This window comes from Bradyrhizobium sp. USDA 4369 (assembly GCF_054056435.1).
This window is the reverse complement of the sequence record NZ_JBSRYH010000001.1, coordinates 6,078,262-6,101,354: the sequence shown is the minus strand read 5'-3', so window position 1 is coordinate 6,101,354 and position 23,093 is coordinate 6,078,262. Positions and strand designations below refer to the sequence as shown.

Genomic DNA, 23,093 nt, shown 5'->3' with positions numbered 1-23,093 from the left:
CTCCCTGCCGCACCGTCTGGGCGCGCGGTGCTCCCTTGCAAGGTCTGTTTACGGGTCGAGGCGCTTGTTAGACGGTCGCAGGCGTCGAGGCCAGCCCCTCCCCGTCCCGCTCGCGCCCGGCCTTCCGGACCCTTCTCGATGTGTCGGGAATCACTTATGAATTTGTCTTCCTCGAACAGGAACATGCGATGAGCCGCAGCGACCGGAAGCAAGGCGCCAAGAGCGTGACGGGCGGCTCGGATGGCGCGCCCACCCTTTCGCCTGCCGCGCTGTACGAGGCCGGACTGCATCACCTCGGCGCAGGCCAATGGCTCGATGCCCAACTGTGCTGCCAGCAGGCGCTCGAGCTCGATCCCGGCCACGCCGACAGCCTCTATCTCATGGGCCTGATCTCGCTGCAGTCGCGGCAACACGATCACGCCGTGGCTTGGCTTTCGCAGGCGATCCGGCAGACGCCAAAGATCGACTATCTGACCAGCCTCGGCTTCGCGCTCAAGCAGATGGGCCGGCTCGACGATGCGCTGGCGGTGTTCGACAAGGCCATTCAGCTCAAACCGGATGATGCCGAATTGTGGAAGCATCTCGGCGGGGTGCTCCTGGCGCTCGATCGCGGCGCCGAAGCATTGCTGAGTTACCAGCATGCGCTCTCGATTGATCCCGCTCACAAGGAGGCCGCGTTCCAGAGCGGACTGCTGCTGCACCAGCAGCAGCGCGACGCGGAGGCGGTCGAGGCGTTCACCGTCTGCCTCACGCAGCAGCCGAACGACCTGACGGCGCTGCAGATGCGCGCCAAATGCCTCCGCAAGCTGAACCGTTACCCGGACTATCTCGCCGATACGGAGCGCGCATCGACGCTCGCGCCGGCCGATCCGCTGGCCTGCAACAATGTCGGCGACGCGCTTGTCTGTCTCGGCCGTCATGCAGAGGCGCTGAGCTGGTTCGACCGGGCGCTGAGCGTGCAGCCGGACATGGTCGAGGTGCTGCTCAACAAGGGCTTTGCGCTGTTGCAGCTGCGGCGCTTCGCCGACGCGGCCGACGTCTATCAGAAGATCCTTGCCATCGATCCCGGCAATGCCAAGGCCGCCTGGCAGCTCGCCCATGTCGAGTTGCAATGCGGCGACTACGTCTCCGGCTGGGCCCGGCGCGAGGCACGCTGGAACATGCCGGATTTCTCGCCCGAATATCCGCGTTTCACCGCACCGAAATGGCTCGGCAACGAGGACATCAGCGGCAAGACCATGCTCATCGAGGAGGACGAAGGCTTTGGCGACACCATTCAGTTTGCCCGCTACATCCCCCAGGTCGCGGCGCGCGGCGCCAAGGTCATCCTGGTGGTCCGCGAGGCGCTGCGACCGCTGATGACGGGCATTGCAGGCGTCTCGCAATGTCTCGCCTTCAAGCCGGAGCTGCGACGCCCGGCCTTCGATATGCATTGTCCGGTGATGAGCCTGCCGCTCGCCTTCAGAACCACGCTCGAGACCATCCCGCCCGCGACCTATTTGCCGCCGCCGCCGGCCGACCGCGTGTCGGCCTGGGAGCGGCGGCTGGGATCGCATCAACGGCTGCGGGTCGGCCTTGTCTGGTCCGGCAATCCGCACCAGGGCAATGATCGTCACCGCTCGATGCCACTTGCGACGCTGCAGCCGCTGCTGGATCTCGACGCCGATTTCATCAGCCTGCAGAAGGAGCCGCGGCCGGCAGACCAGGCGCTGCTGATTCAGCAGAGCCGTATCCTCGACGTCAGTGGCGATCTGACCGACTTCGTCGAGACCGCCGCGCTGATCTCCTGCCTCGACGTCGTCATCAGCGTCTGCACCAGCGTCGCCCACCTCGCCGCCACGCTCGGTCGTCCGACCTGGATCATGCTGCCCTACCTCGCCGACTGGCGGTGGCTGCGTGATCGCGACGACAGCCCGTGGTACGGCAGCGTCCGGCTGTTCCACCAGGATGCAAGCTGCCGCTACGAGCCGGTCGTGGCGCGCGTGCGCGCCGAGCTGACGACCGCGATCGCCGGATTCGGGCCTCCAGCCGCCTAGTTCGGCGCTGGAAACAGATCGTCGATCCGACCACGCAGGCGGTAGGCGACGAGCCCGACCCATTCGCGCACCGCAATGTCGGCGCGCCGCAGCCCCAGCAGCGAGACGCCATCGACGTCGAGGAGGCGGCCGACGCGCCAGTCCACCGGATAGGGTTCGACCGGAAAACCCGCCTTTCGGAACAGCCCGACCGAGCGCGGCATGTGAAAGGCCGAGGTCACCAGCAACCAGCGCTCCCCCGGCTTCGGCGCGACCATGGCCTTGGAGAACACCGCGTTCTCGTAGGTATTGCGCGACTCCCGCTCCAAGGTCAGCCGCTCCTTGGCGACGCCGAGGCTGAGCAGAATATCGGCGGCCACGTCGGCCTCCCTCGCGTCCGTCGCGATCAGGTTGGCGCTGCCGCCCGTGAACACGATGCGCGCACTCGGATAGCGCCGCGCCAGCGCAGCCGCCTGGATCAGCCGGTCGGCGCCGGCGACGGTCACCGGCATTCCATACATGATTGACAGATCGGGATCGACCGGCCCGCCCAGCACGATGATGCCGTCCGGCGCGCCCTTGGCCGGATCCCATTTCGGAAAGCGGCTCTCGAGCGGAGACAGCATCAGGCTGCCGAGCGGCGTCAATCCGAGCACGGCCAACAGCAGCATCGCGGCCACGACGAGCCTGCGGCCGAATATAGCGAATCGGGTCAGCATCAGGACGACGCCGAGCAGCCCGAGCACGATCATGAAATTGGTCGGCAACGCCAGCAGGCCGAGCGTCTTCGACAAGACAAAAAACATACCAAGCTCCGGCGCGAGGTGAATCGCAGCTGCCGTCCTCATACACGACAGCCGCCATGCATCGCCATCTCTCTGCGGCGGCCGGCGGATGCGCTATGGTGAGCCCCGAACCGGCGCGAATGAGAGGATCATGACGCATCATCATCTGCACGCGAGCCCCGAGACCTGCCATTGGGGCTTTTTCGAATCCCGGCTGAAGCCGGTGCTCACGATCGACAGCGGTGACGAGGTCACGATCGACACGATCAGCGGCGGGCCGGACGTGGTCCCCGACAGCAGCCAATTCTACGTCCCGCCGGAGCTGTTTGAGGTTCACGCCAGGAGCGAGCGCATGGTGCCCGGCCACATCCTGACCGGGCCGATCGCCGTCAAAGGCGCCGAAGTCGGCGATGTGCTCGAGGTCGATATCCTGGACGTGCAGCTGCGACAGGACTGGGGCTACAATTTCATCCGCCCGCTCGCCGGCACGCTGCCCGACGATTTCCGCGAGAGCCGGCTGCTCAACATCCCGCTCGACAAGAGCCGGATGGTCGGCAAACTGCCCTGGGGCCTGGAACTGCCGCTGGCGCCGTTCTTCGGCGTGATGGGCGTCGCGCCGCCGCTGGCCTGGGGCCGCATCACCTCGCTGATCCCGCGCGCCATGGGCGGCAATCTCGACAATAAGGAGCTCGGTGCGGGCGCCAAACTGTATCTGCCGGTGTTCGTGCCGGGCGCGCTGTTCTCCTGTGGCGACGGCCATGGCGTGCAGGGCGATGGCGAGGTCTGCGTGACCGCGATCGAGACCGCGCTGCAGGGCCGCTTCCGTCTCACGGTCCGCAAGGACATCAAGCTCGACTATCCGCGCGGCGAGACCGCCACCCATTATATGACGATGGCGATGGACCCCGATCTCGACCAATGCGTGGTGCGGGCGCTGCGCGACATGATCGTGCTGCTCGGCGAGAAGCGCAATCTGTCGCGCGAGGACGCCTACACGCTGTGCAGTCTCGCGGCCGACCTGCGCGTCACCCAGACGGTCAACGGCTCCAAGGGTATTCATTGCATGATCGCGAAGTCTGTCGTGCACGGGTGAAACCGGCGCGGGCCACGCGTCACGGAGACGTGTCATACCCCTGTCAAAGGGCGTGAGCCATTTTGGCTGGCCACATCGACTTCGGGGATGACAGGGATGAGCAACAAGGAAACCACCGACGAGCGCGCCCTGCGCGAGCTGATCGATGAGGATTTCCGCGACAGCATGGACGAGGAGCTCGAGCTGGAGCTCGGCGACGATCAATTCGACGAGTTTCGCCGGCTCGAGCTCGGCCATCAGGCGCATCCGGGCATGGATCGCCGTGTCTATTTCAAGGAGCTGTTCCGCCTGCAGGGCGAGTTGGTGAAGCTGCAGGATTGGGTCCAGCACAACAAGCTCAAGGTCGTCGTGCTGTTCGAGGGGCGCGACTCCGCTGGCAAGGGCGGCGCCATCAAGCGTATCACGCAGCGGCTCAACCCGCGCGTCTGCCGGGTCGCAGCGCTGCCGGCGCCGAACGAACGCGAGCGCACCCAATGGTATTTCCAGCGCTATGCGACGCATCTGCCCGCCGGCGGCGAGATCGTGCTGTTCGACCGCTCCTGGTACAACCGCGCCGGCGTCGAGCGCGTGATGGGCTTCTGCACCGAGGACCAGGTCGAGGAGTTCTTCCGCTCGGTGCCGGAGTTCGAGCGCATGCTGGTGCGCTCCGGCATCATCCTGATCAAGTACTGGTTCTCGATCACCGACGAGGAGCAGCAGTTCCGTTTCCTGATGCGCATCCACGATCCGCTCAAGCAGTGGAAGCTGAGCCCGATGGACGTGCAATCGCGCAGCCGCTGGGAGCAGTACACCAAGGCGAAGGAAGAGATGCTGCACCGGACCCACATCCCGGAGGCACCGTGGTGGGTGGTCGAGGCGGTCGACAAGAAGCGCGCGCGGCTGAACTGCATCTCGCATCTCCTCAGCCAGATCCCCTATGGCGAGGTGCCGCACGAGCCGGTGGTGCTGCCCGAGCGCGTCCGCAGCCCTGAATATCGCCGCGAGCAGATCCCGGCCGAGTTGCACGTGCCGTCGCTGTATTGAGGCGGATGCCGCGACGCGGAACGAGCCGCGCCGCTGCGCGAAAAGGACGATGCTGCGCAGAAGGAACGTGCGTCGTGCGCGACGCCCTGCTCCCTGCGGAATGGAAGCCCCTGGGACCACACACCCTCTCCTCCGTCATTGCGAGCGCAGTGTTTAGCCCGGGGACATGGCTGACGGGTGTTCGGGGACATGGTTGACACGTCAAAATCGGCTCGATTCGTCAAACAAGGGGGCGAGCGATGCCGTGGCGAGAGGTGTCTGTCATGGATCAGCGACGAGAGTTTGTGATGCTTGCCAAGCAGGAGGGAGTAAACCGGCGGCAGCTGTGTCGGCAGTTCGGCATCAGCCCCCAGACCGGCTACAAGTGGATCCAGCGGGATGATGCTGGCGATACGACGCTGGCGGACCGATCGCGGCGGCCGCATCGGAGTCCGGAGCGCACGGCGGCTGCGACTGAGCAGCAGATTGTCGCGCTGCGCGATGCTCACCCGGCCTGGGGCGCGCGCAAGCTCGCACGTCGTCTCGAGCGCGATGGGCAAGCTGTCCCGGCGATATCCACCGTGCACTCCATCCTGCGCCGTTACGATCGCGTGAGCGAGCCTGCAGGCACGCCCGGGCAGCCCTACACGCGCTTCGAGAAGGATGCGCCCAATCAGCTTTGGCAGATGGACTTCAAGGGGCACAGCGCGCTGGAGAACGGCGTGTCCTGTCATCCGCTGACGGCGTTGGACGACCACTCGCGCTTCTCCTTGTGCCTGGCCGCCTGTGACAACGAACGAGGCTCTACGGTACAAGGCCATTTGGAGACGACGTTCCGCCGCTACGGACTGCCGGATGCGATGTTCGTCGACAATGGCGGCCCCTGGGGCTTCACCCTTGAAGACCCCTGGACCACGCTGACGGTGTGGCTTCTGAAGCTCGGCGTCCGAACGATCCACAGCCGGCCCTACCATCCTCAGAGCCGGGGCAAGAACGAACGCTTCCACCGCACCTTGAAGGCCGAGGTCTTTGCCCTCAAGCGCTATCGCGACCTGATCGACGTCCAGCGGGCGTTCGACGACTGGCGGGCCGTCTACAATCTCGACCGGCCGCACGAGGCGTTGGACTTCGATGTGCCCGCAAGCCGCTATCGACCCAGCCAGCGCACGATGCTGGATCGCCTTCCGACGGTGGAATACGACGATGGCGAGATCGTCCGTTCGGTATCCACCACCAAGGCCTATGTCAGTTTCAAGGGACGGCTCTGGAAAGTCCCGCAAGCCTTTCGCGGTGAGCGGCTCGCTATTCGTCCGCTCAGTTCCGACGGAAAATTCGGAATTTTCTTTGCCGCGCATCAGATCGCAGCGATCGATTTGCGCTGCCCGAAAAGTGTCAACTATGTCTCCGAACAGGTGTAAGCTATGTCCCCGGTCTGAACAGCAGCGAAGCAATCCAGAGTCCCGCACAGCACACTGGATTGCTTCGCTACGCTCGCAAAGACGATGAGGCGATATCTCGGCCACCACGGGTAGCTTCGTTATAGCGAGCATCCGACGACACACGTCAGCGTTCCCGCGGCAGGATTGGCCCGGGTTCTGCTGCAGCATCTCACCCTTGTGTTCAGAAAGTCTGTCAGAATGTGCGAACGGGCGGTTCTCGCAAAACCGCCCGTCGCAGGATCTGAGCCCGTAACGCCCCAAACGCGGCAGAGCCTGTTTCAGAGCGAGGGACAGCTCCGGTGATCTTCCTCAACCCGAACAGTTGCAAGGGCCTCGAGCCCATACAAGGCAAGGAAGGGAGTGGATGATGACACAGATCGCAAACGGTGTCGCCGGCATCGATGTGGCCAAGGACAAGGTGGACGGCTGCATTCGCGGTCTCGGACTACGGCAGACGTTCCCGAGCACTCCGCAAGGGCACCGCCAGCTGTTGGCCTTGCTTCGCAAGCACAAGGTGAACAAGGCCGTCATGGAGGCCACTGGCGGCTATGAGCGCGAATGGGCCAAGGTGTTGCGCCAGGCAGGCGTGGAGGTGCGGATCGTCGATCCCAAGCGGGTTCGCAACTTTGCCCTATCGGCCGGTCGACTGGCGAAGAACGACACGATCGATGCGGAGATGATCGCCTGGTTCGCCGAGACGTTCAACGACGCACCGAGCCAGACCTACGACGCTGCCCGCGAGGAACTGGCGGGACTGGTGAAAGCACGCAAGAACCTGATGGATCTGAAAACCCGTCTACAGAACCAGCACGAACATGTCGTGCCGGGATTGGCGCAGAAGGCCCATTCCCAGGTGTTGAAGACGCTCGCGGCACAGATTGCAAAGCTTGAGGCTGCGATCTCGGCCAAGGTCAAGGCCACACCGGAGTTTGCCGAGCGCGCCGAGATCATCGAAAGTGTTCCAGGGCTTGCCGGAACGACCTCCGCGATCCTCATTGCAGGAGCGCCGGAGCTCGGCAAGGTGAGCGACGAGATCGCCGCCGCCCTGATCGGGGTCGCTCCTTACGACGATGACAGTGGCAAGCGCCGAGGCGAGCGCCACATCAAGGGTGGCCGGCGCTGGGTGAGAAACGGCCTGTTTCTTCCCTGCCTCGGCGCAGCAACCCAGCATAATCCGGTGCTCAAGGCCTACTATGAGCGCCTCACCGCCAAGGGCAAGGAGCCGAAAGTTGCGCTCATCGCCTGCATGCGCAAGTTGATCATCATCCTCAACACGATGATCGCCCGCGGGGAGAAGTGGAATCCCAAGCCGCCACGCGTTGCGGTGAGCTGATCGAGCGCCACGCCGCGCTCGGTCCGCGACCGAGCGCATGCCAAGCCAACAGGACGGCGAGCGGACGGGGTCAAGGCCTTCAGCCGCCGAAGGCGGAGGCGCGTCTCGCGCCAGCCTTGAGGCCGGCCGATCGCCGGCCTACCTCAACAGCACAGTTGCTTCCGAGTGAGGCGGGATGGGCGCAGCAGAACACGATTTCCGGAAAAGCGAAAGACCAAATTTCTGAATTAGAGAAATTTCGATCATGACGGCGGGACGCCGTCCCAGATCGCTCCCCGGCACCCGCGACCAGGTCCGGACCTTCCATGAAGCCACCCGGCCGGCTGGCCGCCAGTTGTGGCGCGAATCCTCTCCACCGGCTCGTGCACCGTAGCATTCCGGGCACGGACTCGCCGACCGCGCGGAGAGTCACCGCCGCGACCGGCCCGATCCGTCATATTTCTTTAAAATTCAATATCTTAACCACTTATCCCCAAGTGGCTGTACAACCTATTGGATTCCTAATAGAGTCTAAAAAGTTACTTTTCTGTACACCGGTTACGGACTAGCTTTTAGGCATGGCGACGGAAAAAGCCGAGACTGACCGCATCCCCGTAACCCTAGCCCTGGCAACCATCGGCTATCTCGAAAAGCTCGTGAAACAGGGAACCCACGGCACCAGCGTTCCGGGTGTCTGCAGAACGTTGATCGAAGAAGGCATCCGGCTCGCCATCAAGGATGGGCTGCTGTCGATTCGCGACAACGGACGGGCGTAAATCTAGGGGCGCGCGACGCGGAGACAGTTTTGGTGCGGCCGTCGGCCAGGACGATCCAGGACGGATCAAACTTGGAAGCGATAGACAATGCCCGCCGAACGACAGACCCACCCCACCTGGACCGAGGAACGCCTCCGGGCCCTGAAACAGCACTTTGAAGCCGGGCTGACCTGCCGCGAGATCGCCGCCGAGCTCGGCGTCAGCCGCAATGCCGTGATCGGCAAGATCTCCCGCCTGGCGCTGACGCGGGACAATGGCGGCGACACACGTCGCGTGGTCCGCGCCGAGAATGCCAGGGACGGCGCACGCCGCCCCGTCCCCAAACTGCGCCGCCGCATCCTGCGCGCGGTGAGCAACGATCCGCCGCCGATCATGATCGAGGAGCCGCCCGCAGGCCCCGTCGAGAACGGCTGCTCGCTGTTCGAACTCTCCAAGGAGCGCTGCCGCTGGCCGATCTCGACGCCCGGCGCGGATGATTTCTGCTTCTGCGGCTCGAAGCCGCTGGATGGCTTGCCGTATTGTCCGAGCCATACGCGGATGGCGTATCGCGTAGCGTCGTCAAGGTAGCAGGATCAGGCGAGACCTCCCCTGAACGCCCTCAAGCCCTGCAGCATTACGCCTTACTCGGTCTCCGCGTTCTGCGGGGACGGCGCGGCCGTCTCATCTCCCCTCCCCCGGGCGGCAATCGCGCGGCGATTGTCGCCTGCGGGGAGGGGTCGGGGGTGGGGGGGCAACGCGCACTGAATTTGGTGAAGCGTCGGTGGGCTCGGCGCGCATACGGTGGGCGAATGATTGCTGGTGATCATCCATGCCAGTCCGATCTCATCATTGATAGCACGACTCGTAGACCCCCCCATCCCCTCCCCGCAAGGGGGAGGGGAGCTCACTGTCATCGCGGTAAGAGATCGACTTCCACCTACAGCCCTACCCCAGCCTCCACCCGGCTTCCTGCGCGAAGCGCTGGAAGAACTCGGGCTCGTAGGCCTGCTCCGGTGACTGGCGCACGCGCATGTCCAGGAGCTTGGCGTCCTCGCCGACCAGGATGCGCCATTGCTCGGCCTTCACGCCGCCGAGGATGATCTTCGCCGCCTGCGCCGCCCGTCGTCGGGGCGTCCTCAAGGAAGCTGCGGGCGCGCTCGCGGGCGGCGTTCTGGATGTCCTGATCGCTCATCGCGGCGACGTCGATGCCCATGCCCTTCATGCGCTGGCGGGCCAGGGCGATCTCGGTCTCGCTCAATTCGTCGGACTCGGTGCCGCTCTGCAGCTTGCGCGAGTTCGAGACGATCGAGGTGCCGATATGGCCGGGCATCACCACCGAGCATTTGATGTGCGGCGCGTTGAGGCGGAGGTCGTTGATCAGCGCCTCGGTGAACCCCTTCACCGCGAATTTCGCCGCGCTGTAGGCGGTGTGCGAGACGCCCATGCCGACCGAAGCCCAGAAGCCGTTGACGCTGGAGGTGTTGACGATGTGTCCTTCGGCAGCCTTCAGCAGCATCGGCAGGAAGGTGCGGACGCCGAGATAGACGCCGCCCCAGCAGATGTTGAAGGTGCGCTCCCACTGCTCGCGGCTGTTGGTGAACAGGCTGCCGCCGCCGCCGATGCCGGCATTGTTGAACAACAGATGGATCTTGTCGGTGGCCTGCTGCTCGGCGAGCTCGTCGCGAAAGCGCTGCAGTTGCGCCTCGATCGAGACGTCGGCGACGTGCGTGGTGACGCGCAGGCCCTGCGGCAGCGTCTCGGCCTCACATAATCTCCTGGTCTCGGCCATCGCCTCGGCCGAGACGTCGCACATCGCGACATTGCAGCCTTCGGCGACGAGCTGGCGCGCCAGCTCGCGGCCCATGCCCGTGCCGCCCCCGGTGATCACGGCGATCTTGCCGGCGAAATCCTTCATCGGATGCTCTTCCTTCCCTGTCGCGGGACCGCCCATGCGGCCCCGACCTTGCTCGTTCTCTTGTCGGAACGCGCCACGAGCTTAGGACGTTTGACCGGCAAGACCAGAGCGGATGTCGCGGACCGGCATTGCAGTGCACCACAGGAAAACCTCACCCAGGGGTTGAACCGGGGGCGATCGACGCCGACTTATTCTATGGGGAGGCAGGCTCGAGGAGGTTCGCATGGCGTACCAACAGGGGCACTGGCAGGACGATGGCTGGCGCGACACGATGGTCGATCCGGCCGGGCATGATGATGGCGCCTATGTCACCGGCTGGACGATCTCCGGACTGGCCGTGATCGGCACCATCGTCGCCGTTTGGCTGCTCGGCATCTGAGCGATCGGCAGAAGCGTCAGGAAATCTCGAGGTCTGGCGCCTCCGCGTAGGACCTACGGTGAATCGCTGCGCCGCGCCTGAGCGGGCACTCCCGGTTGTCACATTCCCCTCCTCAGAGAAGCGACGGACTGCGCGCGCGGCGCCGGCGACGGCGGTCCCGCGCAGTCCAACTGATTGCATACAATTATGTTCAATTGACCAAATTATGGGCCATTCCCAGAAGCAGCACCTCACTGCTCAAATTGCCATCAATTGAAAGTTCAAGCCAAATCAGCAGCTTACAGCTCCTGCCCTTCCCTCCAGCCGTGGCACAAAGCTTGAAAAGCTCCTCGCGAGGCTCCGCCGTGCCGGTGAAGCCGAGATGCGCGGGCCCGGGGCTCGCCGAGGGGAGCACAGCAATGGACTTTGGCAGGATTTCACGACGGCATCTGTTGCAGGGTGGCGCGGCGCTGACGCTCGGCGCAGCCGCGGGCCTACGGCCGGCCTTCGCCGCCGAGACGACAATCGGGTTCATCTATGTCGGCTCGCGCGACGACTACGGCTACAACCAGGCGCATGCGCAAGGTGCCGCGGCGCTGAAGAAGCTGCCCGGGCTGAAGGTGATCGAAGAGGAGAAGGTACCGGAGACCGACGCGGTCGAGAAGACGATCGAGTCGATGATCAATCTCGACGGCGCGACGCTGCTCTTCCCGACCTCGTTCGGCTACTACAATCCACACATGATCAAGATGGCCACCAAGTATCCGAAGCTGCGCTTCGAGCATTGCGGTGGCCTGTGGAGCGAAAAGGACCCGAAGAACGCCGGCTCCTATTTCGGCTATATCGATGAGGCGCAATACATCGCCGGCATCGTCGCGGGCTATACGAGCAAGAGCGGCAAGCTCGGCTTCGTCGCCGCCAAGCCGATTCCGCAGGTCCTGCGCAACATCAACGCCTTCACGCTCGGCGCGCAGCTCGCCAATCCCAAGGCGACCACGCAGGTGATCTTCACCGGCGACTGGTCGATGCCGGTCAAGGAGGCCGAGGCCACCAACAGCCTGATCGACCAGGGCGTGGACGTCCTGACCTGCCATGTCGACGGTCCGAAGACGATGGTCGAGAACGCGGCGCGCCGCGGCGCCTTCGTCACCGGCTATCACGTCAACCAGTCGCCGCTGGCGCCCAAGGCCTATCTCACCGGCGCCGAATGGAACTGGGAGGCGCTGTATCCGAAATTCGTCAAGATGCTGCAGGCCGGCGAGAGCATCCCGAACTTCTACCGCGGCGGCCTCAAGGAAGAGCTGGTGAAGGTGTCGCCCTATGGCGAGGCGGTGTCGGAGCAGGCGCGCAAGCATGCCGACGAGATCAAGGCCAAGTTCCTCGGCGACGGCTACACGATCTTCAAGGGCCCGATCAAGGACAACAAGGGCAACACCGTGATCACCGCCGGCACCGAGCGCGGCCAGAAGGATCCGGAGCTGGAGAAGATGGACTATCTGGTCGAGGGCGTGATCGGAGCGACGTCATGACCACGGAGGCGGCCGATCCGGTTGATGCGGCCGCCATCGCGCCGGCCGCCGATGCAGGCTTCCTGCAGCGCTGGGGCACTGAAATCGAGTACATCCTGATTCCGGGCGCGGCACTTGTCGCCGCGCTCGTCCTGTTCGGCACCTTTGTCGCACTGTTCGGCAAGAACCCACTCGACCTCTATTGGTACATGTATTACGGTGCGTTCGGCACCTGGTTCTCCTGGCAGAATACGCTGACGCGCGCCGCCCCCCTGATCCTCACCGCGTTGTGCACCGCTTTGCCCGCGCAATTGGGTATGGTGATCATCGGCGGCGAAGGCGCGCTCCTGATCGGTGCGCTCTCGGCGACCTCTGCGGCGCTGGCGCTGCAGGGCCTGCCGCCGCTCCTCGTGCAGATCGCGATGGTGATCGCCGGCATGGCCGGCGGCGGATTGTGGATCCTGCTGTCAGGGGCCCTGCGCCAGTATCGCGGCGTCAACGAAACCATTTCCAGCCTGCTGCTGGTCTATATCGCGCTCGCGATCCTCAACCATCTCGTCGAAGGCGCGATGCGCGATCCGGCCAGCCTCAACAAGCCGTCGACGCGGGAGATCGGCGCCGCCAACATGATCGGCAGCATCCCCGGCACCGACGTGCATTGGGGCCTGGTGTTCGGCCTGATCGTGGCGGTCGCGGCCTATGTGCTGATCTATCATACGACCTTCGGCTTCGCCGCGCGGGTCGCCGGCGGCAACATCCGCGCCGCCAAGATCGTCGGCCTCTCCGTCGGCAGATTGATCCTGACCGTGTGCTTCCTTGCCGGCGCCTGTGCCGGTCTCGCCGGCATGGTCGAGGTCGCCGCCGTGCAGGGCCGAACCAACGCCAATCTGGCGGTCGGCTACGGCTTCACCGGCATTCTCGTCGCGTTTCTCGCCCGGCAGAATCCCCTCGCCATCATCCCGGTCGCGATCCTGCTCGGCGGCATCAACGCGTCAGGCGGCCTGTTGCAGCGCCGGCTCGGCCTGCCCGATGCCTCGGTGCTGGTGCTGCAGGGCATCATCTTCATCTCGGTGCTGGCGAGCGACGCGCTCTACGGCCGGATCGGATTCCTGAAGGGAAAGTCGTGAGACATGGCTGACGGCAATATCGGACTCTGGACCGTGCCGCTCGCGGTGCTCGGCGGCGCCATCCGCGTCTCCACGCCGTTCCTGTTTGTGAGTCTCGGCGAATGCATCACCGAGCGCGCGGGCCGCATCAATCTCGGCCTCGAGGGCACCCTGGTGATGGGTGCGATGAGCGCCTACGGCATCTCCTATCTCTCGGGCTCGCCATGGCTCGGCGTGCTCGCCGCCGGACTGACCGGCGCACTGTTAGGCGCGCTGCATGCCGGCATCTGCTCGCTGCCGCGGGTCAACGACGTCGCGGTCGGCATCTCGCTGATGCTGTTCGGCACCGGGCTGGCGTTCTTCCTCGGCAAGCCGCTGATCGAGCCGACCGCGGCACGGCTGCCGGCGATCGATTTCGGCTGGTGGAGCGACGTGTCGCAGGTCCGCGCCGCGCTGCGCATCAACGTGCTGTTTCTCATCGGCGTCGTGCTCGCGCCGGTTTTATTCTGGGCGTTCAAGACGACGCGCTGGGGCCTTCTCATCCGCACGGCCGGCGAGAGCGCAGATGCGGCGCGCGCGATGGGCCATTCGGTGCTGATGATCCGGCTGCGCGCCACGATGGCCGGCGGCTTCCTCGCCGGCATCGGCGGCTCGTTCCTGTCGCTGTTCTATCCCGGAAGCTGGAACGAGGGCCTGTCCTCCGGTCAGGGCATCACCGCGGTCGCGCTGGTGATCTTCGCGCGCTGGGACCCGATGCTGTGCCTGTGGGCCTCGCTCGCCTTCGGGGGCGCGGCCGCGCTGGGACCGGCGCTGCAATCGGTCGGCGTCACCTCCGGCTATCATCTGTTCAACGCCGCGCCCTACATCCTGACGCTGCTCATCATGATCATCACCTGCTCGCCGAAGCGCACACTCAGCGGCGCGCCGGCGGAATTGTCCATCACTCGTTAGTTCAGAGGTCCGCAATGACCGCGCGCACCATCCGCTCCGAGCCCTATGCCTGGCCCTACAATGGCGACCTGCGCCCCGAGAACACCGCGCTGATCGTGATCGACATGCAGACCGATTTCTGCGGTGTCGGCGGCTATGTCGACAAGATGGGCTATGATCTCTCTCTGACCCGCGCCCCGATCGAGCCGATCAAGACGCTCCTCGCCGTGATGCGCGCGCAGGACTTCTGCATCATCCACACCCGCGAGGGCCACCGCACCGACCTCTCCGACCTGCCCGCCAACAAGCGCTGGCGCTCGCAGCAGATCGGCGCCGGCATCGGCGATCCCGGCCCGTGCGGCCGCATCCTGGTGCGCGGCGAGCCTGGCTGGGAGATCATCCCGGAGCTCGCGCCCCTGCCCGGCGAGATCATCATCGACAAGCCCGGCAAAGGCTCGTTCTGCGCCACCGATCTGGAGCTGATCCTGCGCCTCAAGGGCATCCAGAACATCGTGCTCACCGGCATCACCACCGATGTCTGCGTGCACACCACGATGCGCGAGGCCAATGATCGCGGCTTCGAATGCGTGCTGCTGTCGGACTGCTGCGGCGCCACCGACAAGGGCAATCACGACCACGCGCTGAAGATGATCAAGATGCAGGGCGGCGTGTTCGGCGCGGTCGCGACCTCCTCCGCTGTCATCGAGGCGCTGTCGTGATCGGCGAGGATCCGACGCCATCAACCGCGTTCGGCGTCGAGGCCATCGCGATGACGATGCGGTTCGGCGCGTTCACCGCGCTCGACAATGTCGAGCTGAAGGTGCGGCCCGGCTCGTTCCACGCGCTGCTCGGTGAGAACGGGGCGGGAAAGTCGACGCTCGTCAAATGCATCATGGGCTACTACCGCCCGACAGAGGGCGACGTGCTGATCGCCGAGCGCGAGCGCGCCATCAACAATCCCAGGGACGCCCATGCGCTCGGCCTCGGCATGGTCTATCAGCACTTTACGCTGGTGCCGGCGATGACCGTCGCGGAGAACCTGGTGCTGGCGCGCGACGACGTGCCGGCGGTAGTCAACTGGGCCAAGGAGAAACAGCAGCTGGAGGCGTTCCTGGCGCGCATGCCATTCCGCGTGCCGCTCGACGCCAAGGTCTCGGACATCTCCGCCGGCGAGCGGCAGAAATGCGAGATCCTCAAGCAGCTCTATCTGAAGCGCCGGTTCCTGATCCTGGACGAACCGACCTCGGTGCTGACGCCCGGCGAGGCCGACGAGGTGCTGGCCATGCTGCGCAAGATGGTCGAGGCCGGCGAGCTGACCATCCTGATGATCACGCACAAGTTCCGCGAGGTGATGGCGTTCGCCGACGAGGTCACGATCCTCCGGCGCGGCAAGCTCGCCGGCCGCGGCAAGGTCTCTGAGCTCACGCCGGATGACATGGCGCGGATGATGATCGGCGCCGAGCAGCTCACCGTGCAGCCGGCGCGCACCGGCGAGACCGGCACCATCCGGCTCGAGGTGGACGGGCTCGTCGCACGCGACGACGCCGGCGGCCTCGCCGTGCATGACCTGTCATTGACGGTCCGCGCCGGCGAGATCGTCGGCATCGCCGGCGTCTCCGGCAACGGCCAGCGCCAGCTTGTCGAGGTGCTCTCCGGCCAGCGCGAGGCGGAAAGCGGCACGATCAGGGTGTCCGGCGAAGCCTATTCGGCCAGCCGCGAGGAGATGCGCCGCCACAAGATGTCGCTGCTTCCCGAGGAGCCGCTGAAGAACGCCTGCGTCGGCGGCATGAGCGTCGCCGACAACATCGCACTGCGCGAATTCGACCGCGCCCCGTTCGCCCGCGGCGGCTGGTGGATCAACAGATCGGCGTTCCGCCAGGACGCCACCGCCAAGATCGGCCGCTACAAGATCAAGACCCGCACGCCGGACACGCCGATCTCGGCGCTGTCAGGCGGCAACGTGCAGCGCGCCGTGCTGGCGCGCGAGCTCGGCCATGACGTCGAGGTGCTGATCGCCGCCAATCCCTGCTTCGGCCTCGACTTCGCGGCAGTGGCGCAGATCCACGCCGAGATCATGGCCGCGCGCAACCGCGGCGCCGCCGTGCTGCTGGTGAGCGAGGATCTCGACGAGCTGCTCGAACTGTCCGACCGCCTGGTGGTGATGTTCCACGGCCAGCTGGTCTACGAGACGCGGGCGGGCGAGGCCGACCTCACCGAGATCGGCAGGCATATGGCGGGGCATTGAGGCGAGTATCGATGCGTTTCGGGACTAGGAAACCAGCAAACTGCCGCGCTGCTCCTGACGTCCATCACTCTCACCGCATCATTGCGAGCGCAGCGAAGCAATCCAGAGTCCCACCCGAGCCCTGGATTGCTTCGCTGCGCTCGCAATGACGTGGAGAGACCAAACACGCTGGATGGCGGGACATTGAGCCGCCCCCCCTGACAAACGACCTCAACGTGTTGACGACTATTTCGTCCCGCCGCGGTAACATGACCAACGGCATGTTTTCGCTCGGCCAGTGATTCGCCGGGCCTGCCGGCATTTTTCATACTTTTCATCGAACCCTTAAATCGACAGGTCGACATCATGAAGGCCTATTTCATCGGCGGCGGCATCGGCTCACTTTCAGGCGCAGCATTCATGGTCCGGGACGGCGGCGTCCCCGGACAGAACATCACCATCTTCGAGAAGCGCCTGCCCTATGGCGGCAGCCTGGATGCCGCGCGGCTACCGGACGGCTCCTACTCGATGCGCGGAGGCCGCATGCTCACGACCGAACAATACGAATGCACCTGGGATCTGCTGTCGACGATCCCGAGCTACACGGATCCGAAGGAGAACATTCTCCAGGAGACCACAGCCTTCAACGAGCTTCACGTCACCCACGCGCAGGCGCGGCTGGTCGACGGCAACCGGCACAAGGTCGACGTGTCGACGATGGGCTTCTCGATGCAGGACCGCATCGAGCTGACCCGGCTCACCGAGACCTCCGAAGACAAGCTCGGCAACTCGCTGATCTCGGACTGGCTGTCGCCGCCGTTCTTCACGACCAATTTCTGGTACATGTGGCAGACGACGTTTGCGTTCCAGACCTGGCACAGCGCGATCGAGTTCCGGCGCTATCTGCGCCGCTTCATGAACGAATTCCCGATGATGAATACGCTCGGCGGCGTCAAACGGTCGGTCTACAACCAGTATGACTCGATCGTGCTGCCGCTGGTGCGCTGGCTCGAGGGCCACGGCGTCAACTTCGTCGGCGGCGCCGATGTCGAGGACATCGAGATCGCCACGGCCGAGGGCATGCACCGCGCCACGCGCCTCGTCCTGGCCCAGGCTGGCGCGCGCCGCAGCATCGATCTCGCCGGCGACGATCTGGTGTTCTACACAGCCGGGTCGATGACCGACGCGACCAGCCTCGGCAGCCATGACAGCCCGCCGAAGCAGCTCACCAAGGCCGACAGCCATGGCTGGACCTTGTGGGAGACGCTCGCCGCCGGCCGCCCCGAATTCGGCCGGCCCGCCGTCTTCAACACCTGTATTCCGCAATCCAGCTTCGAATCGTTCACGGTGACCTGCCGCAATCCGCGCTTCTTCGCGGCAATGCAGAATTTCAGCGGGAATGTCGCGGGCACCGGCGGGCTCGTGACCTTCACCGACTCGCATTGGCGCATGTCGATCGTGCTGTACACGCAGCCCTATTTCCCGGACCAGCCCGCGGACGTCCAGATCTTCTGGGGCTATGGCCTGTTTCCCGACCGCGTCGGCAATTTCGTGCCCAAGCCGATGTCGGAGTGCAGCGGTGCCGAGATCCTGAAGGAGCTGTGCGGACATCTGCGCCTGCCGCTCGCGGTGTTCGAGAACGCCAGCTGCGTGCCGTGCTGGATGCCCTACATCATGAGCATGTTCATGCCACGCAGCTATGGCGACCGGCCGTTGCCGGTGCCGCTCACCTCCAAGAACCTCGCTTTCATCGGCCAGTATGTCGAGCTTCCGGAGGATGCGGTGTTCACGATTGAATATTCGGTACGCGCGGCCATGCATGCCGTCTATCAGCTCGTGAACATCGACCGGGCGATTCCGCCGGTCACCCCGTATGACAAGTCGCTGAAGGTGCTGCTGCAATCCGTGGCGAAATCGTTTGCATGACGAACCGCGCGAGATCGTGATCACCCGATACCTTCAATGTTGACCTGGATCAGTTCCGCCCCGGAACCTCGCCGGTATTCCCGTCGCGGTAACAACGATCCGGGTAATGATCATGAAGGCCTATTTCATCGGCAGCGGCATCGGCGCATTGGCCGGCGCGGCATTCCTCATTCGTGACGGCGGCGTCGCCGGCAGCGATATCTCGATCTTCGAGAAGCACCTGCCCTATGGCGGCAGCCTCGACGGCGCGCGTCTGCCCGACGGCTCCTATTCGCTGCGCGGCGGCCGCATGCTGACCACCGATCACTATGAATGCACCTGGGACCTGCTCTCGACCATCCCCGGCACCAGCGACCCCGGAAGGACCGTGCGCGACGAGACCATTGCCTTCAACAAGGCGCATGTCGCGCACTCGCAGGCGCGGCTGGTCGATCGCAACCGGCACAAGGTCGATGTCTCGACCATGGGCTTCTCGATGCAGGACCGGCTCGAGCTTGTCAGGCTGACCGAAGCGTCCGAGGAGAAGCTCGGCAATTCCCGCATCACCGACTGGCTGTCGCCATCATTCTTCACCACCAATTTCTGGTTCATGTGGCAGACGACCTTCGCGTTCCAGACTTGGCATAGCGCCGTCGAGCTCAAGCGCTATCTGCATCGCTTCATGAACGAGTTTCCGCGCATCGAGACGCTTGGGGGAGTCAAGCGTACCGCCTTCAATCAATATGATGCGATCGTGGTGCCGCTGATGAAGTGGCTGGAGGGCCACGGCGTCAATTTCGTCGGCGGCGTCGATGTCACCGACATGGAGATCGCCAGCGAGGGCGGCAAACATGTCGTGACACGGCTGGTGCTCGATCGCGCCGGCCAGCCGGACACGATCGCGCTGTCGGCCGATGATCTCGTGTTCTTCCAGAACGGCTCGATGACCGATGCGACCAGCCTCGGCACCCAGGATGCGCCGCCGCCGCGGCTGACCAAGCAGGACAGCCAGGGCTGGGCGCTCTGGGAGAAGATCGCCAAGGGCCGTCCGGAGTTCGGCAATCCCGCGGCGTTCAACGCATCGATCCCGGAATCCTGCTGGGAATCATTCACGGTCACCTGCCGCAATCCGCGCTTCTTCGACGCGATGGAGGCGTTCAGCGGCAATGCTGCCGGCACCGGCGGGCTCGTCACCTTCACTGAGTCCAACTGGCTGATGTCGGTCGTGCTGTATCATCAGCCGCATTTCGCCGATCAGCCCCAAGACGTGCAGGTGTTCTGGGGCTATGGGCTGCATCCGGACCGCATCGGCAATTTCGTGCCCAAGGCCATGGCCGATTGCGGCGGCGCCGATATCCTCAAGGAGCTGTGCGGCCACCTCAACTTCGACCTCTCGGTGTTCGAGAACGCGACCTGCGTGCCCTGCCGCCTGCCCTACATCACCAGCATGTTCATGCCGCGCAACACGACGGATCGTCCGCTGCCGGTGCCGGCCAACTCCAAGAACCTCGCTTTCGTCAGCCAGTTCGTCGAGATCCCGGACGACGTCGTGTTCACGGTGGAATATTCGGTGCGCGCGGCCCAGATGGCGGTCTATCAGCTGCTCGGCATCACCCGGGCCGTGCCGCCGATCACGCGCCACGACAAGTCGTTCCGCGTGCTGATCGAGACGGTGGAGAAGGCGTTCGCCTGAGCTGACCCGCCCGCCGGCTGAAAACAAATGCGCCCGGATCATGATGATCCGGGCGCATTCAGCGCTTCTCGCGAGGCGCAGCGCGCCTGTGTGCATCATTGCGTGAGCGCGTCACCGCATGAGTGCATCATTGCGTGAATTGATCAGTAGCCAAGCAAGGCCAGACCAACCCAGCTCACCGCAAACAACGATGCCACCGAGCTCGCAGCAGCAACAACCGATAACGAGACCTTCAAAGCCTTGAGGACCATACGCGCCTCCCGACAATACTGACACCGGGATCAACCCCGGCGACCGGTTAAAATTTCCTGAAAACCGACTCAGCCTTGAGCCGAACATCAGGTTTGTGAGCGCGAGCGCACAAAGGTTCAATGTGGAGGATCGTCGCGTTCACGCATGTTGATCCGTGAACAACGATGCCTCGGACGCGGTTCCGCTATCGATGAGAGTTCCAATGCACAGCGACGTGACTAACAGGCCGCTGCCCCGGCACATCCTTCAGGGATCGACGGCCGTCACGATCCAGAACGAGGACGGCACGCTGACGCTCTGCCCCCTGGCGTAGCGGGCGAGCGCCTTCCTCACGGCAACGATCGCCGCCTCGGTGGTATCGGGCGACTGTCCGGCGATGGCCCGGCCGGCGGGCCCGATCGCAAGCGCCGTCTGCACCGCGCTGTCGAGGCCGCCGCCAGCCGCCAGATCCAGGCCGAGATCGCACCGCTCCAGCCGGATACGGCGTAGGCCGGCGTCGGTCATCACGCGCTCGACCCATTCGGCGGACCCGAAGGCAAAGTCATCCGGCGCATGCGGCCGCAGCCCCGGCAGCTTTGGCACGTGGTCATAGGCCGCCTGCAGCGGCTCCAGCGCCCAGGGATTGTCGCGCAGCTCGCCCCAGCAGGCGAACGCGACCCGGCCCTCCGACCGCAGCGCATTGCGAATGTTGAGAATGGCGCGCACGGGGTCGGCGAAGTACATGACGCCGAGCCGCGACAGCACCAGGTCGGCGCTCGCGGCCTTGAAGTGGTGCACCATCGCATCGCCCTGGACGAAGCTGACCGGCGCGTCGGCCGGCGCGAGCTCATGGGCGCAGGTGAGCATCGCGGCGGAGACGTCGAGCCCGAGCACAGTGCCGCCGGGGCCGACCTGCTCGGCCGCAGCGATCAGGATCGCGCCGCAGCCGCAGCCGATGTCGAGCACCCGCTCGCCAGCCTGGATCGCAGCCCGCTCCAACAGCGCCGCCTGCACCGGCGCCAGCATGGCATCGAGCTCCGCCCGTCGCGCCACCCAGCGCTCGCCCCCCGCGCCATTCCAGAAGGCGATCTGCTCGGCATTTTCGAAATGGCCAAAGGAGATGTCGGCGACAGCGGCGTCCATGCGAGAATCTCAGTATGACTGAAGAAACAACCAGCGCGGCGCAGGTCATCATCCGCCGCAGGCGCGGGATTTTAGGTGCCGCGGGCTGCGTTGAAAAGGTCCCCCCAAGCGAGAGGGGTTTGCGGGCTACCGCGCGCGAGCACACTCACGTACGTTCCCGAATAGGTCTCCTTCAGCGCCTCGACGTTGAGTTTCTTGGCCCACAGCTTGTTGCTGAGGGGATTGTTGACGGCATACTGCGTCACAGACATTCGCGATTTCTCCGAGAATTCTTCAGATTTTGGGCTATGGGAGTGGGCCACGTGACGCTGCGGTCGAGCGCATCACCGAAATTCTGCCCTCGGTGAGGGCTGGCGCTGTGACGGGACGCCGCCGGAACTCGCGATCGAGGCTCGCGCGATGCCTTCAGTTCATCCTAGTGGGCGGATCAGCCGCCCATCAACCGCTTTGCCTTGGCGGGGTGCTTCTCCACCCATATCTCGAACTCATCCCTCGGCATCGACAGCAGCCGTTCCGGCGCCATGGGGGCGTCGCCGGTCGAGCCGCCGGTATTGGTATTGTTGAGGCTCTTGTTCGCCGCCTGCCCGCGCGCGATCGCGTCGAGCTTCTCAGCTGCGCTGGTGTCGGTCTTCTTCTCCTGCGACTTGGTGCTGGTCTCCGCTGGATTATCACCGTTTGGGGCGTCGTCGTCACTCGCCGCGGTACTCGTGGAGCCAGCCTCTGCCGGCATGCCACTCTCCCCGCCCGATTCGAAAAAAGCAGGGGTCTTCCGGAGAGAGCCAGCCCCCGAACGTTGTCTCATCAGTCATGTGTCTTGGGCTTCTTGAGATTTCATGCCGGGTCTACCGGCAGATGCGCAAGAAGCGCCCGCGCACGCAAATTCTTTGGACAAAGGAGTTCTGCTCGCCCTTCTTCGCAGCCGCAATCTCCCTCAATCTTTGTCCTCGTTGGGCCTCTGCGAAGCATATCCTCAACAGAACCAGTGCCGCTCAAGTCGCAACAAAATGCAACCGAAGGCCCCTTTGTCTATTGAAGTCCGTTCTTTGCTTTGATGTCGTCTTGCGCAGCCTTAGCACGCTCCTTGGCCGACAGGGGCGGATAGAGCCGAAATGTCGATGAGTTCAATCCGCTCTTGGCCACGAAACTTTGGATAGATTTGGTGTTCGAGCTTTGACAGCTGGGCGTATCCTCCCGTTCGCACCTCCGGATCTCGGTTGCGGCCTTAATCAAATCGGCCTGGGTCGGACACTTTCCAACCCCCTCCGACTCGCAAATACACCAAGATCGCACCGCCATCGTAGACGCCACATTCGACGAAGCTAGTAGCTGGTCATACATTCGAAGGCAGCTTTCGAAGAGCACAAACTCTGTCTGCGAGGTACCTTGCAGCGACCATACGCGACTTCCCTCATAGTGTGGACGGCACTCCTCGATCCTCTCGATCCGGCTGATATCGTTCAGAGCCAAACACTTCTGATCATCTGAATCAGTTACGTTTTGCGCTGGAGAAGAAAATAACATAAGGTACAAAATCCACTTCATCTTTCTGCCCACGCTACTGAACTGGTTGCTGTAGCTTTCGGATTGCTGTTTCTATACCCTGCAAATCTAGTCGTGTCTGCGCCGCCTGCACCTCAGATTCCGAAACTACACGTCTGCCTGATCCGTGAAATGGCTGC

General features: G+C 64.3%; 19 protein-coding genes and 1 pseudogene. 15 read left to right on the top strand and 5 right to left on the bottom strand.

The window, feature by feature from the left end; genetic code table 11:
* The first annotated feature begins 188 nt into the window (after positions 1 to 188).
* On the top strand, positions 189 to 2,036 hold the full coding sequence (locus ACVIJ6_RS27705; RefSeq protein WP_456775309.1) for a tetratricopeptide repeat protein: 1,848 nt from the start codon (positions 189 to 191) through the stop codon (positions 2,034 to 2,036).
* Here the strand turns inward: ACVIJ6_RS27705 and ACVIJ6_RS27700 are convergent.
* Complete coding sequence (locus tag ACVIJ6_RS27700) at positions 2,033 to 2,821, bottom strand: YdcF family protein (RefSeq protein WP_456775308.1); 789 nt, start codon at positions 2,819 to 2,821, stop codon at positions 2,033 to 2,035. The genes ACVIJ6_RS27705 and ACVIJ6_RS27700 overlap by 4 nt on opposite strands.
* Before the next feature lie 130 nt (positions 2,822 to 2,951).
* On the opposite strand from ACVIJ6_RS27700, the gene ACVIJ6_RS27695 reads away from it, so the two are divergent.
* The 6 genes from ACVIJ6_RS27695 (at position 2,952) to ACVIJ6_RS27670 (ending at position 8,989) form a co-directional block, all read left to right on the top strand.
* Positions 2,952 to 3,893: an acetamidase/formamidase family protein gene (locus ACVIJ6_RS27695; protein ID WP_456775307.1), complete on the top strand. Its 942-nt coding sequence runs from the start codon at positions 2,952 to 2,954 to the stop codon at positions 3,891 to 3,893.
* A 96-nt stretch (positions 3,894 to 3,989) separates the two neighbouring features.
* Positions 3,990 to 4,916, top strand: coding sequence for a polyphosphate kinase 2 (gene ppk2, locus ACVIJ6_RS27690; RefSeq protein ID WP_456775306.1), 927 nt, complete (start codon positions 3,990 to 3,992; stop codon positions 4,914 to 4,916).
* A gap of 239 nt (positions 4,917 to 5,155) precedes the next feature.
* On the top strand, positions 5,156 to 6,313 hold the full coding sequence (locus ACVIJ6_RS27685) for an IS481 family transposase (RefSeq protein ID WP_456771077.1): 1,158 nt from the start codon (positions 5,156 to 5,158) through the stop codon (positions 6,311 to 6,313).
* Between the two features lie 388 nt (positions 6,314 to 6,701).
* A complete protein-coding gene (locus tag ACVIJ6_RS27680) occupies positions 6,702 to 7,667 on the top strand; it encodes an IS110 family RNA-guided transposase (RefSeq protein ID WP_456772807.1) in 966 nt (321 codons plus the stop codon).
* Between the two features lie 557 nt (positions 7,668 to 8,224).
* Positions 8,225 to 8,422, top strand: coding sequence for a hypothetical protein (locus tag ACVIJ6_RS27675; RefSeq protein WP_006614936.1), 198 nt, complete (start codon positions 8,225 to 8,227; stop codon positions 8,420 to 8,422).
* An 87-nt stretch (positions 8,423 to 8,509) separates the two neighbouring features.
* Positions 8,510 to 8,989 (top strand): GcrA family cell cycle regulator, encoded by a 480-nt coding sequence (locus ACVIJ6_RS27670; RefSeq protein WP_456775305.1) that lies wholly within the window; start codon positions 8,510 to 8,512, stop codon positions 8,987 to 8,989.
* Between the two features lie 357 nt (positions 8,990 to 9,346).
* On the opposite strand, the pseudogene ACVIJ6_RS27665 reads toward ACVIJ6_RS27670, so the two are convergent.
* Positions 9,347 to 10,316 (bottom strand): annotated as a pseudogene (locus tag ACVIJ6_RS27665) (SDR family NAD(P)-dependent oxidoreductase).
* Positions 10,317 to 10,539: 223 nt separating this feature from the next.
* Here ACVIJ6_RS27665 and ACVIJ6_RS27660 point away from each other — a divergent pair.
* The 8 genes from ACVIJ6_RS27660 (at position 10,540) to ACVIJ6_RS27625 (ending at position 20,040) form a co-directional block, all read left to right on the top strand.
* A complete protein-coding gene (locus ACVIJ6_RS27660) occupies positions 10,540 to 10,695 on the top strand; it encodes a hypothetical protein (protein ID WP_456775304.1) in 156 nt (51 codons plus the stop codon).
* 398 nt (positions 10,696 to 11,093) lie between these two features.
* On the top strand, positions 11,094 to 12,203 hold the full coding sequence (locus ACVIJ6_RS27655) for a BMP family ABC transporter substrate-binding protein (protein ID WP_456775303.1): 1,110 nt from the start codon (positions 11,094 to 11,096) through the stop codon (positions 12,201 to 12,203).
* Positions 12,200 to 13,309: an ABC transporter permease gene (locus tag ACVIJ6_RS27650; protein ID WP_456775302.1), complete on the top strand. Its 1,110-nt coding sequence runs from the start codon at positions 12,200 to 12,202 to the stop codon at positions 13,307 to 13,309. The genes ACVIJ6_RS27655 and ACVIJ6_RS27650 overlap by 4 nt, the downstream gene beginning before the upstream one ends.
* Positions 13,310 to 13,312: 3 nt before the next feature.
* The gene (locus ACVIJ6_RS27645) at positions 13,313 to 14,239 is read left to right on the top strand and encodes an ABC transporter permease (RefSeq protein WP_456775301.1); all 927 of its coding nucleotides are present in this window, start codon (positions 13,313 to 13,315) and stop codon (positions 14,237 to 14,239) included.
* Positions 14,240 to 14,253: 14 nt separating this feature from the next.
* On the top strand, positions 14,254 to 14,937 hold the full coding sequence (gene biuH / locus ACVIJ6_RS27640; protein WP_456775300.1) for a biuret amidohydrolase: 684 nt from the start codon (positions 14,254 to 14,256) through the stop codon (positions 14,935 to 14,937).
* A 50-nt stretch (positions 14,938 to 14,987) separates the two neighbouring features.
* Entirely contained in the window at positions 14,988 to 16,463 is a 1,476-nt protein-coding gene (locus tag ACVIJ6_RS27635; protein WP_456777095.1) for an ABC transporter ATP-binding protein, read from the top strand.
* 342 nt (positions 16,464 to 16,805) lie between these two features.
* Positions 16,806 to 18,368: an oleate hydratase gene (locus ACVIJ6_RS27630; protein ID WP_456777094.1), complete on the top strand. Its 1,563-nt coding sequence runs from the start codon at positions 16,806 to 16,808 to the stop codon at positions 18,366 to 18,368.
* 112 nt (positions 18,369 to 18,480) lie between these two features.
* Positions 18,481 to 20,040 carry an oleate hydratase gene (locus tag ACVIJ6_RS27625; RefSeq protein ID WP_456777093.1) on the top strand — a complete coding sequence of 520 codons (1,560 nt, stop codon included), beginning with the start codon at positions 18,481 to 18,483 and terminating at the stop codon, positions 20,038 to 20,040.
* 498 nt (positions 20,041 to 20,538) lie between these two features.
* On the opposite strand, the gene ACVIJ6_RS27620 is transcribed toward ACVIJ6_RS27625, so the two are convergent.
* From ACVIJ6_RS27620 to ACVIJ6_RS27610, 3 genes are all read right to left on the bottom strand, one after another.
* Entirely contained in the window at positions 20,539 to 21,414 is an 876-nt protein-coding gene (locus ACVIJ6_RS27620) for a class I SAM-dependent methyltransferase (RefSeq protein ID WP_456775299.1), read from the bottom strand.
* 71 nt (positions 21,415 to 21,485) lie between these two features.
* Positions 21,486 to 21,665: a hypothetical protein gene (locus ACVIJ6_RS27615; protein WP_456775298.1), complete on the bottom strand. Its 180-nt coding sequence runs from the start codon at positions 21,663 to 21,665 to the stop codon at positions 21,486 to 21,488.
* Positions 21,666 to 21,841: 176 nt separating this feature from the next.
* Complete coding sequence (locus ACVIJ6_RS27610) at positions 21,842 to 22,144, bottom strand: hypothetical protein (protein WP_456775297.1); 303 nt, start codon at positions 22,142 to 22,144, stop codon at positions 21,842 to 21,844.
* Positions 22,145 to 23,093: the final 949 nt, after the last annotated feature.

Excerpts from the sequence above, each read along its gene's own strand:
- ACVIJ6_RS27675 (WP_006614936.1), top strand. The coding sequence starts at position 8,225 with ATGGCGACGGAAAAAGCCGAGACTGACCGCATCCCCGTAACCCTAGCC.
- ACVIJ6_RS27620 (WP_456775299.1), bottom strand. The coding sequence starts at position 21,414 with ATGGACGCCGCTGTCGCCGACATCTCCTTTGGCCATTTCGAAAATGCC.
- ACVIJ6_RS27680 (WP_456772807.1), top strand. The coding sequence starts at position 6,702 with ATGACACAGATCGCAAACGGTGTCGCCGGCATCGATGTGGCCAAGGAC.
- ACVIJ6_RS27615 (WP_456775298.1), bottom strand. The coding sequence starts at position 21,665 with ATGTCTGTGACGCAGTATGCCGTCAACAATCCCCTCAGCAACAAGCTG.
- ACVIJ6_RS27670 (WP_456775305.1), top strand. The coding sequence starts at position 8,510 with ATGCCCGCCGAACGACAGACCCACCCCACCTGGACCGAGGAACGCCTC.
- ACVIJ6_RS27650 (WP_456775302.1), top strand. The coding sequence starts at position 12,200 with ATGACCACGGAGGCGGCCGATCCGGTTGATGCGGCCGCCATCGCGCCG.
- ACVIJ6_RS27610 (WP_456775297.1), bottom strand. The coding sequence starts at position 22,144 with ATGCCGGCAGAGGCTGGCTCCACGAGTACCGCGGCGAGTGACGACGAC.
- ACVIJ6_RS27695 (WP_456775307.1), top strand. The coding sequence starts at position 2,952 with ATGACGCATCATCATCTGCACGCGAGCCCCGAGACCTGCCATTGGGGC.
- ACVIJ6_RS27645 (WP_456775301.1), top strand. The coding sequence starts at position 13,313 with ATGGCTGACGGCAATATCGGACTCTGGACCGTGCCGCTCGCGGTGCTC.
- ACVIJ6_RS27635 (WP_456777095.1), top strand. The coding sequence starts at position 14,988 with ATGACGATGCGGTTCGGCGCGTTCACCGCGCTCGACAATGTCGAGCTG.
- ACVIJ6_RS27705 (WP_456775309.1), top strand. The coding sequence starts at position 189 with ATGAGCCGCAGCGACCGGAAGCAAGGCGCCAAGAGCGTGACGGGCGGC.
- ACVIJ6_RS27655 (WP_456775303.1), top strand. The coding sequence starts at position 11,094 with ATGGACTTTGGCAGGATTTCACGACGGCATCTGTTGCAGGGTGGCGCG.
- ACVIJ6_RS27660 (WP_456775304.1), top strand. The coding sequence starts at position 10,540 with ATGGCGTACCAACAGGGGCACTGGCAGGACGATGGCTGGCGCGACACG.
- ppk2 (WP_456775306.1), top strand. The coding sequence starts at position 3,990 with ATGAGCAACAAGGAAACCACCGACGAGCGCGCCCTGCGCGAGCTGATC.
- ACVIJ6_RS27625 (WP_456777093.1), top strand. The coding sequence starts at position 18,481 with ATGAAGGCCTATTTCATCGGCAGCGGCATCGGCGCATTGGCCGGCGCG.
- ACVIJ6_RS27685 (WP_456771077.1), top strand. The coding sequence starts at position 5,156 with ATGCCGTGGCGAGAGGTGTCTGTCATGGATCAGCGACGAGAGTTTGTG.
- ACVIJ6_RS27700 (WP_456775308.1), bottom strand. The coding sequence starts at position 2,821 with ATGTTTTTTGTCTTGTCGAAGACGCTCGGCCTGCTGGCGTTGCCGACC.
- biuH (WP_456775300.1), top strand. The coding sequence starts at position 14,254 with ATGACCGCGCGCACCATCCGCTCCGAGCCCTATGCCTGGCCCTACAAT.